Below are 9882 nucleotides of genomic sequence, written 5' to 3'. Positions count from 1 at the left end.
GGGGGGGGTGCTGCCAACCCCTGCTCGGGGGGCTTTTTGGTGGCGCGGGGGGGGCTTTGGGCCTAATCGGGCGTTGTGTTTGGGGCGCGCGCGCGCGCCCGGGGGCGCTTTCGAGTCTCTGACAGATTTGGCGGAGCGGGTGCGCGGGATCGGCCCCAAACGGGTGCGGGCCATGCAGGCAGGCGGCCTGGAAGCCGTTGCCGGCACCGCCGTGGCGCCGGGGGCGGGCGGCGCCACGGCTGGAACGCCGCGTCCGCGGTGACCTAGCGGCGTGGCGCAGGCCTTGCGTGCGTGCGGACAGATAAGCGTATGATGGCTGTTTTCGATGCGGCTGCCCTGGCGTGTGAGCGCCGCATGGCCTTGCCCGCCCAGGAGGCTTTATTGCCCGGCGGGATGGGGCTGGACTGGGGGGCGCAGGTTTGATTTCGGTGGCATATGAAGAATTACCCTACGATTGAAGAAACCGTCGGCAAGACGCCGCTGGTTCGTTTGCAGCGTATTCCCGGCGCGGCCATCGCGGCACGCGGCAATGTGTTGCTGGCCAAACTGGAAGGCAATAATCCTGCCGGTTCCGTCAAGGATCGTCCGGCCTTGTCGATGATCCGGCGCGCCGAGGCGCGTGGCGACATTCGTCCTGGCGATACCTTGATAGAGGCCACCAGCGGCAACACCGGCATTGCATTGGCGATGGTGGCAGCCATGAAGGGCTACCGCATGATTCTTATCATGCCGGATAATCTTTCGGTGGAGCGCCGCGCGGCGATGACTGCCTATGGCGCCGAACTGATCCTGACACCTGCCGATCAAGGCGGCATGGAGTATGCGCGGGATCTGGCCCAGTCCATGCAGCGTGAAGGCAAGGGCAAGGTGCTGGATCAGTTCGCCAACGCGGATAACCCGCAGGCGCATATTGATACGACCGGGCCGGAAATCTGGGAGCAGACTGACGGCCGCATCACCCATTTCGTCAGCGCCATGGGGACCACGGGCACCATCATGGGGGTCTCGGCATACCTGAAGGGGCGTAACCCGGATGTGCGCGTGGTGGGGGCGCAGCCCGCGCCAGGTTCGCAAATCGCCGGGATCCGCAAATGGCCGGAAGCCTATCTGCCAGCCATTTACCAGGCGGACCGCGTGGATGAGTTCGAGCTCATCGAACAGGCGGATGCGGAAGCCATGGCTCGCCGCTTGGCTGCCGAAGAGGGTATTTTTGCGGGTATTTCTTCCGCTGGCGCGATGATCGCAGCCTTGCGTGTGGCGCAACGGGTCGAGAATGCGACGATTGTTTTCATCGTCTGCGACCGGGGCGACCGTTATCTGTCCACAGGCGTTTTCAATTGATCAGCATGGCATGGCCGGCGCAAGGCCGGTCATGCCATGCCATGACAGCCTCAGGGCTGCTTGAGCAGCGCCTGTGACAGATCGCTGACCGCCGTGGCATAGAAATAGCTGCGGTTGTATTGGGTCAGGGCAAAGAAGTTGGGCGTGCCGGTGCGGAACTCCGTCACGCCGCGCGCTTCATCTTTCAGGTCTATCACCCCCAGCGGATGCTGCAGCCAGGCTGCCTGCGCAGAAACGCCGGGGGCCAGGCTGGCGCCGGCCCCTTGCAGGGATTGCCAATCCTGACGCGGTTCCAGGCCGCCATCGGCCAGGGCTTGCGCTTGCGTGCTCAGGCGGGCCGGGGCGAATACCGGCAAACCGGGCACCCAGCCGTGCTGGCGCAGGAAGTTGGCGACGGACAGAATGGCGTCGGTGTTGTTGTTCTGCAAGTCGATGTGGCCATCGCCATCCCCATCCACGGCGAACTTGAGGATGCTGGTCGGCATGAATTGCGGCAGGCCCATGGCACCGGCGAACGAGCCGCGCGGGGTGGCCGGATCCTGGCCGGATTGATAGGTCCAGAGCAGGAAATCGGCCAGCTGGTCCTGGAACATGGCGGCGCGCTCCGGGCGCGAAGCATCCGGGTAGGCAAAGGCCAGGGTAGCCAGCGCATCCAGGACGCGGAAGCCGCCGGTCTGTTCCCCATAAACGGTTTCAACACCGATGATCGCGGCAATGACATGGCCGGGAACACCATATTCCTTTTCAGCCCGTTGCAAAGCGGCCTGGTTCTGCTCCATGAAGGCCCGGCCTTTACGGATGCGTATGGGTTCGACGAAACGGCCGCGATAGGTGGTCCAGCTGCGGATGACGCGTTTGCCCCCGCGTGTTGGCGCCATCAGCTTGGCGACTTGTTCATGATATTGGGCGTCCGCCATCGCGGCGGCCGTCCAGTCGGGCGGCAATTGGCGCGAGGCGGCCGCGGCTTGCGCGAAGGCGGCCGCCGTATCGCGGCTGAAACCGCCAGGAATGCTGGGAAAACTGGGCAAGGGGCCAGGCGCTGCGCCGGGAGGCAAGGCCGCTGGCCGGACTGCGGCCGCAGGCGGCACGCCAGGGCGCGTGCCAGGTGCGGCGTCGGCCGGGGCAGCGGGCACGGGCTGGACACCGTCCACAGTAATCCGGGCCGCCTGGAAGGCCGGCGGCGAGGCGCCGGTGGCCGGGGCGCTGGTGATGGAGCTGGCCGTATTGGCGCAGCCCGCAAGCATCATGGCAAGAAATCCCAGTTGCGGGAAACGCGAGGTGGCGAACATAATGAACCTTATGGAGACACTATATATTACCCACCCCTCAGGCTGGCTGCATGAGATGGGACCGTATCATCCCGAATGCCCGCAGAGGCTGGGTGCGGTTTCCGACCAGCTGCTGGCAAGTGGGCTGATGACTTGCCTGCGGGAAATGCAGGCGAGTCCTGCCAGCGACGAAGCGCTGGCGGCGGTGCATGATCCTGCCTATATTGCCCGACTGCGGGATATTACGCCGTCCGAAGGCTATGTGCGCCTGGATCAGGATACGCAAATCAATCCTTACACTTTCAATGCCGCGCGCCATGCTGCCGGTGCCGGGATTGCCGCGGTCGATGCGGTGATGGGCGGCCAGGACAGCCATGTGGCGTTCTGCGCGGTGCGCCCGCCCGGGCATCATGCCATGCCGGATCAGGCGATGGGGTTTTGCTTCTTCAATAATGTTGCCGTCGCGGCACGCCATGCGCTGGATGCCTATGGCCTGGAGCGGATCGCCATCATTGATTTCGATGTGCATCATGGCAATGGCACCGAAGCCATGTTTGCCGGGGATGCGCGCGTGCTGATGTGCGGTTTCTACCAGCAGGCGCTGTTTCCCCACCGGGGAGAGACGCCCCAGGCGGCCAATATGTGCAATGTGCCTTTGCCTCCCTGTAGCGGGGGGGATGCGGTGCGGGAACTGGTCGAACAGTACTGGCTCCCGCGGCTGGAAGCGCAGCAGCCGCAACTGCTGCTGATTTCTGCCGGTTTTGACGCCCACCGTGAAGACGATATGGGCGGCATGACACTGACAGAAACGGATTTCACCTGGCTGACCCGCGTGCTGGTGGAAGCGGCCGACAAATATGCGCAAGGCCGCATCGTCAGCATGCTGGAAGGCGGCTATGAATTGTCCTCGCTGGGACGCAGCGTCGTGGCGCACGTGCGTGCGTTATCGAAGTTGTAGAATCGCAAGGTTTGGGCCTCCAGGGCCCGGGAGGCGGCGCGTTTCCCGCTCAGGCGGGCCGCAAACGCGGTTTTTCAGCGCGCCTGCCAGGGGTAGTGAATGAAGATGCCGGCAATCGGGCCGGCATGCTGCGCGGGCTAGCCTGCTCATTTGATTTTTTGGAGATTGCTGGATGAAGGTTCTCGTACCCGTCAAGCGTGTCGTTGACTACAACGTCAAAGTGCGCGTGAAGTCCGACCAGTCGGACGTCGATATCGCCAATGTCAAGATGTCGATGAATCCCTTCGATGAAATTGCGGTCGAAGAGGCCATCAGGCTGAAGGAAAAGGGGACGGCTACGGAAGTCGTCGCAGTGTCGTGCGGTGTGGCCCAATGCCAGGATACCTTGCGCACAGCGCTGGCAATCGGCGCGGACCGCGGCGTGCTGGTGCAGACCGATGTCGAACTGCAGCCGCTGGCCGTGGCCAAGCTGCTCAAGGCCATCGTGGACAAAGAGGCGCCGCAACTGGTGCTGTTGGGCAAACAGGCGATCGACGATGATGCCAACCAGACGGGGCAGGCGTTGGCCGCGCTGCTGGGCTGGAGCCAGGCGACCTTTGCCAGCAAGGTGGAAATCGCGGGTGACCGCGCCATCGTGACGCGTGAAGTCGATGGGGGCCTGGAAACCGTCTCGGTGAAGCTGCCTGCCATCATCACGACCGATCTGCGCTTGAACGAGCCGCGCTTCGTGACCTTGCCCAATATCATGAAGGCCAAGAAGAAACCGCTGGAAACCCTCACGCCTGACGCGCTGGGGGTAGATCCGGCCCCGCGCCTCAAGACGCTCAAGGTATCGGAGCCTGCCCCGCGCAAGGCCGGTATCAAGGTGCCGGATGTGGCTGCGCTGGTGGATAAACTCAAGAATGAAGCGAAGGTGGTTTGAAGATGGCTATCCTGGTAATTGCTGAACACGATAATGCCCAGCTGAAGGGCGCTACCCTCAATACCGTGGCGGCGGCAGCCGCCATCGGCGGCGATGTGCATGTGCTGGTGGCCGGATCCCAGGCTGAGGCTGTGGCGGCCCAGGCTGCCAAGGTCTCTGGCGTGGCCAAGGTGTTGCTGGCCGATGCGCCGCAACTGGCCGAAGGCCTGGCCGAGAATCTGGCTGAACAGGTGCTGGCCGTGGCCGGCGGCTACAGCCATATCCTGTTCCCGGCGACAGCCTCGGGCAAGAATGTTGCGCCGCGCGTGGCAGCTCGTCTGGATGTGGCGCAGATCTCGGACATCATCGCCGTTGAATCCGCGGATACTTTCCAGCGCCCCATTTATGCGGGCAATGCCATTGCCACCGTGCAATCGGCCGATGCGGTCAAAGTGCTGACCGTGCGCACCACGGCGTTCGATGCTGCGGCAGCGGAAGGCGGCAGCGCGGCGGTCGAGACGATTGCCGCAGTGGCCGATAGCGGCCTGTCGCAATTCGTGGGCCGCGAAGTGGCCGCCAGCGAGCGCCCCGAACTGACAGCGGCAAGCGTCGTGGTCTCTGGCGGCCGGGGGCTGGGCAGCGCTGAAAACTTCAAGCTGCTTGAGCCGCTGGCTGACAAGCTGGGCGCAGCGCTGGGCGCTTCGCGTGCGGCCGTGGACGCAGGTTATGCGCCCAATGACTGGCAGGTGGGGCAGACCGGCAAGATCGTTGCGCCGCAACTGTATGTGGCCGTCGGTATTTCGGGCGCCATTCAGCACCTGGCCGGCATGAAGGATTCCAAGGTGATCGTGGCGATCAACAAGGATCCGGAAGCGCCTATCTTCGGCGTGGCGGATTATGGCGTGGAAGCAGACCTGTTCCAGGCTGTGCCCGCCTTGACGGCGGCGCTTTGATACCGGAAGCCGCCGTGCCGTAACGGGCGTGAATGCCCGGGCCGCGCATACCGACCGGCTCTGCCTGATTCAGGCAGAGCCGGTTTTTTTGGGCAAGGCCGAGGCCCGGCGCTGTGGCCCGCTTCGCTGGCAATTTGCTGGCAGCCAGCAGCTTGCCAGCAGCCTGTCAGCAGCCTGCCAGCAGTGCGGGGCGTGGCGGCGCGTCAGGGATGCCGCCTGCCGGAAGCATGATGGGGCGATGAATGGCAACAGCGCCAGTGCTGTCTGTGGGGGCTTGCTTGGGCTAGGCTGGCGCTCTCGGGTATCATCTCGGCTTGCCGAATATGACTCTTGCGCGACTATCATGACCGCCTCTGCCCCGACCGCCGTTGAAATCATCCCTGGAATGGTTTGCGCCAATGACAGGCCGTTTGTCCTGTTTGGCGGCATCAATGTGCTGGAGTCGCGCGATCTGGCGTTCCGGGCCTGCGAAGCCTATCAGGCGGTAACGGCCAAGCTGGGCATTCCCTATGTTTTCAAGGCTTCGTTCGATAAAGCCAATCGTTCGTCCATCCATTCTTTCCGCGGGCCGGGGCTGCATGAAGGCCTGGAAATTTTCCGCGCGGTCAAAGAACGCTTCGATGTGCCGGTGCTGACCGATGTGCACGAGCCTGAACAGGCCGCCGTGGCGGCTGAAGTCATAGACGTGCTGCAATTGCCGGCTTTTCTGGCGCGCCAGACCGATCTCGTCGTCGCGCTGGCCAAGACGGGCAAGGTCGTCAATATCAAAAAACCGCAGTTTCTCAGCCCGACACAGATTGCCAATATCGTCGAGAAATTCCATGAAGCAGGCAACAAGCGCCTGCTGATTTGCGAACGCGGCAGCTGCTTTGGCTATGACAATCTGGTGGTTGATATGCTGGGCTTTGGCGTCATGAAGAAAGTGACGGGCCAGCTGCCGCAGATTTTCGATGTGACGCATGCCTTGCAGCAGCGTGATCCGATGGGCGCGGCTTCTGGCGGCCGCCGCGAACAAGTCGCGGAATTGGCGCGGGCCGGGATGGCCGTTGGCCTGGCCGGTTTGTTCCTGGAAGCGCATCCGGACCCCGCGCAAGCCAAATGCGACGGCCCCAGCGCTTTGCCGCTCGATCAGCTCGAACCTTTCCTGGCGCAGCTCAAGGCATTGGACGACCTGGTGAAGGGGTTCGCACCGCTGCATATCGCGGGGGTTTGAACATGCGCGTGGCCATTGTCATTCCGGCGCGTTATGCCTCTTCGCGCCTGCCGGGCAAGCCTTTGCTCGATATCCATGGCAAACCCATGGTGCAACATGTTTATGAGCGCGCCTGCGAAGCTCGCGGGGTCGATCATGTCGTGGTGGCCACGGATGATGAACGCATTCTTGCGGCGGTACGCGGTTTTGGCGGCCAGGCGCTGATGACCCGGCCGGATCATCCCTCAGGAACGGATCGCCTGGCGGAAGTGATGGCGGCGTTGCCGGCCGATGTCTATATCAATGTGCAGGGCGATGAGCCGATGATTCGTCCTGGCGATATTGAAGTACTGGCGGAGGGCATGCGTGCCGACCCGGCGATTGCCGTGGCGACCTTGTGCCATCCCATCAGCGCCGAGGAGGCGCAAGACCCTAATCAGGTCAAGGTGGTTCTGGCGGAAAACGGGGATGCGCTGTATTTCAGCCGTGCCCGCATTCCTTATGTGCGCGATGCCGATACCGCAGTGACGTATCTCAAGCATATTGGCGTCTATGCTTACCGGCATGATGTCTTGCGTGATTATGCCAGCCTGCCGCGCCCTGTCATGGAGCGCGCGGAGCAATTGGAGCAATTGCGCCTGCTGGCAGCCGGGCTGCGTATTCGCGCCTGGCAGGTTGAGGCGGTTGGCCCCGGTGTGGATACGCCCGAAGGCCTGGAGCGTGTGCGTCTGTTGATGGCAGGGACGGATGCAGGGCCTGCCGGCCATCGCAGATCCTGAGCATGCAGGGGGGCGCACGCAACTCTGACGCATGGCCTGGCGAGTGTTCGCCCGGCCATGCGCAGCCGCGTGCGCCCGCGCCGCTGATGCGGCAGGGCGCAGGCAGGACTGCGCGGCAGGCGCGCCGTGCCAGCGGCCGCCGCCATGCCTGGGCGGCGCTGCTGTCGGGGCGCTTGAGCATCATGCTGTTGTTGATGGCGCTGATGGGCTTGCGCGCCATCATTCCCAATGGCTACATGATAGATGCTGCCGCGGCGCGTGCCGGGCACTATGCCCTGATGCCATGCCCGGCTACGGGCTGGCGCTGGCCGGTGGAGGCGCCCGCTGCGCCTCACCATGATATGCCGCACGGCGAACATCATGCCCGGGCAGCAGACGGGCATGAGAGTGACATTGAACACATCAGCGTGGATTGCCCGACGGGCATCATGCTGTCACAAGCCGTGGCGCCCGCGCTTTGGTGGCCGCCAGTCTTGGCTTTGGTGCCGGCCTGGGCGCGGCCCTTGCCGCGCGCCGTTCCGCCGCGGATTGCCTACGGCCCGGTCTGCGGCCCGCCTGTCGGGGCGCAGGCTCCGCCGGCCCTTTCATAGTCTGTCTTTTTCTTCCTGTCTTGCTGCGGCATGCCTTGTCCGTACGGAGGCGCGGCGTGTTCTGCTGCTTCGTCTGTATGGCTTGCGCTGCCGTCACCTGCGGTCGCCATGCGTGGTCGCCATGCGCGGTTGCCATGCGTGGTTGCCATGGTGACTATGGCCGCTGCGAGAGTGGTCAGCACTGGCGCGCGTTAGCACGCCGGCATGGCTGTTGCCGCGTTGCCGCGGGCAGAACCGGCAGGGGAATCCAAAGGTGTATTTCCAGAGCATGGCGCTGAACGCTTGATGGCGTCGGCATGCCATGCCAGACGATGAAAGGTTTTTTAATGTCCACAGTGATCCGCGCCCAGGCGCAAGTTTCCGTTTCTTCTTCCCGCCGTCCGGCGGGCCTTTCCCTGCATGTCCTGTGCGCTGCGCTGGCAGCGGCATTGCCGCTGGTGGCGCAGGCCGATAAGGTGGCGGATGGCGGGCGCCTGGCGCCTGTCGTGATTACCGCCTTGCCGCCAAGTTCGCCGCTGGTGATCGAAACCGATCCCAAGGTGCCGCGCCAGCCGCTGCCGGCTGCCGATGGGGCGGATTACCTCAAAACGATTCCGGGGTTTACCGCAGTGCGCAGCGGCGGTGCCAACGCTGACCCCGTTTTGCGCGGCATGTTCGGTTCGCGCCTGAACATTCTGGTGGATGACACCACGATGCTGGGCGCGTGCCCCAGCCGCATGGATACGCCGGTGTCTTATATCGCGCCGGAAAACTTTGATGAGCTGATTGTGGTCAAGGGCCCGCAAACCGTGCTGTGGGGCCCGGGCGCTTCGGCTGGAACCGTGCGTTTCGAGCGCAGCAAGCCGGTGTTTACCGAAGAGGATGCGCCCGTGCGCTTCGAGGGCAGTGTGGTAGGCGGTTCCTGGGGGCGTCATGACCAGAATGCAGACCTGACGGCCGGGAACGAGCATATTTATGCGCGGGTGGCCGCCAACCATTCGCACTCCCAGAATTACAAGGATGGCAATGGTGATGTTGTGCCGTCGCGCTGGGATAAATGGAACGTAGATTTGGCAGTGGGCCTGACGCCGGACACTGACACCTTGTATGAATTCACGGCGGGGGTGGGAGACGGCGAGGCGCGTTCTGCCGGGCGCGGAATGGATGGCACGCGTTTCAAGCGCGAGAGCGTCGGTTTCCGTTTCGAAAAGGAAAATATCACGCCGTGGCTGGAAAAAGTCGAGGCGCGTGTCTATCACAACTATGCGGATCACGTGATGGACAACTACAAGCTGCGCGACCCGGATCCCAATGGCATGATGCCCATGCCGATGGCCAGCAATGTCGATCGCACGACCAATGGCGGCCGTGTGGCAGGAACTTTCCGCCTGGCGGATGCCTTCAAGCTGACGGCAGGCCTGGACGCCAGGCATGATACTCACCGCGCGCGCAGCGCCATGGCTGGCGGGCATGGCGGCATGGGCGGCGGCCATGGCGGCCACGGCGGGATGGGCGGTGGCCATGGCGGTATGGGCATGGGCGGCATGACGGTGGATTATCAAAGCAAGCCGCGTGTCAAAGATGCCGCATTCGACAATATCGGCGTTTTTGGTGAGCTGCATTGGGATCTGGCCGAAGAGCGCCGCGTGATTACCGGCTTGCGGGTGGACCGTGCCGAGGTCAAGGATTACCGCGCCAGCTCGCCGACCTATGGCGATAAGCGGACCAAGACCCTGCCGTCGGCATTTGCCCGCTATGAGGCGGATCTTTCAAGCCTGCCGATGAGCTGGTATATCGGTGTGGGGCATGTGCAGCGCATGCCCGATTACTGGGAGCTGTTTTCGCCCACGATGGGGCCGGTGGGCAGCATCAATGCCTTCTCCAGCATCAAGCCGGAAAAAACGACGCAACTGGATATCGG

Annotated in this window: 9 protein-coding genes; 8 read left to right on the top strand and 1 reads right to left on the bottom strand. The window is 63.5% G+C overall.

Features of this window, described 5'->3' with window-relative positions:
• The first annotated feature begins 435 nt into the window (after positions 1 to 435).
• Positions 436 to 1341 carry a cysteine synthase CysM gene (cysM, locus tag ACTJGZ_RS11915; RefSeq protein ID WP_441663139.1) on the top strand — a complete coding sequence of 302 codons (906 nt, stop codon included), beginning with the start codon at positions 436 to 438 and terminating at the stop codon, positions 1339 to 1341.
• 50 nt (positions 1342 to 1391) lie between these two features.
• Here the strand turns inward: cysM and mltB are convergent, their stop codons facing one another.
• Complete coding sequence (gene mltB / locus ACTJGZ_RS11910) at positions 1392 to 2630, bottom strand: lytic murein transglycosylase B (RefSeq protein ID WP_441663138.1); 1239 nt, start codon at positions 2628 to 2630, stop codon at positions 1392 to 1394.
• A gap of 10 nt (positions 2631 to 2640) precedes the next feature.
• Between mltB and ACTJGZ_RS11905 the strand changes: the two genes are divergently transcribed.
• The 7 genes from ACTJGZ_RS11905 to ACTJGZ_RS11875 all read left to right on the top strand — a co-directional run.
• Positions 2641 to 3567 carry a histone deacetylase family protein gene (locus ACTJGZ_RS11905; RefSeq protein WP_441663137.1) on the top strand — a complete coding sequence of 309 codons (927 nt, stop codon included), beginning with the start codon at positions 2641 to 2643 and terminating at the stop codon, positions 3565 to 3567.
• Positions 3568 to 3739: 172 nt separating this feature from the next.
• Complete coding sequence (locus ACTJGZ_RS11900; protein ID WP_441663136.1) at positions 3740 to 4489, top strand: electron transfer flavoprotein subunit beta/FixA family protein; 750 nt, start codon at positions 3740 to 3742, stop codon at positions 4487 to 4489.
• A gap of 2 nt (positions 4490 to 4491) precedes the next feature.
• Complete coding sequence (locus ACTJGZ_RS11895) at positions 4492 to 5421, top strand: electron transfer flavoprotein subunit alpha/FixB family protein (protein WP_441663135.1); 930 nt, start codon at positions 4492 to 4494, stop codon at positions 5419 to 5421.
• A 343-nt stretch (positions 5422 to 5764) separates the two neighbouring features.
• Positions 5765 to 6634, top strand: coding sequence for a 3-deoxy-8-phosphooctulonate synthase (kdsA, locus tag ACTJGZ_RS11890; protein WP_441663134.1), 870 nt, complete (start codon positions 5765 to 5767; stop codon positions 6632 to 6634).
• Between the two features lie 2 nt (positions 6635 to 6636).
• On the top strand, positions 6637 to 7392 hold the full coding sequence (gene kdsB, locus ACTJGZ_RS11885) for a 3-deoxy-manno-octulosonate cytidylyltransferase (RefSeq protein WP_441663133.1): 756 nt from the start codon (positions 6637 to 6639) through the stop codon (positions 7390 to 7392).
• Between the two features lie 2 nt (positions 7393 to 7394).
• On the top strand, positions 7395 to 7982 hold the full coding sequence (locus tag ACTJGZ_RS11880; protein WP_441663132.1) for a hypothetical protein: 588 nt from the start codon (positions 7395 to 7397) through the stop codon (positions 7980 to 7982).
• Positions 7983 to 8308: 326 nt separating this feature from the next.
• Positions 8309 to 9882, top strand: a 1574-nt coding sequence (locus tag ACTJGZ_RS11875; RefSeq protein ID WP_441663131.1) for a TonB-dependent receptor domain-containing protein, incomplete at its 3' end; no start/stop codon positions are given.

This window comes from Kerstersia sp., assembly GCF_052103615.1.
Taxonomy (GTDB): Bacteria; Pseudomonadota; Gammaproteobacteria; order Burkholderiales; family Burkholderiaceae_B; genus Kerstersia.
Note: the sequence above shows the minus strand (reverse complement) of the source record. Positions and strands in the feature narration are given on the sequence as shown.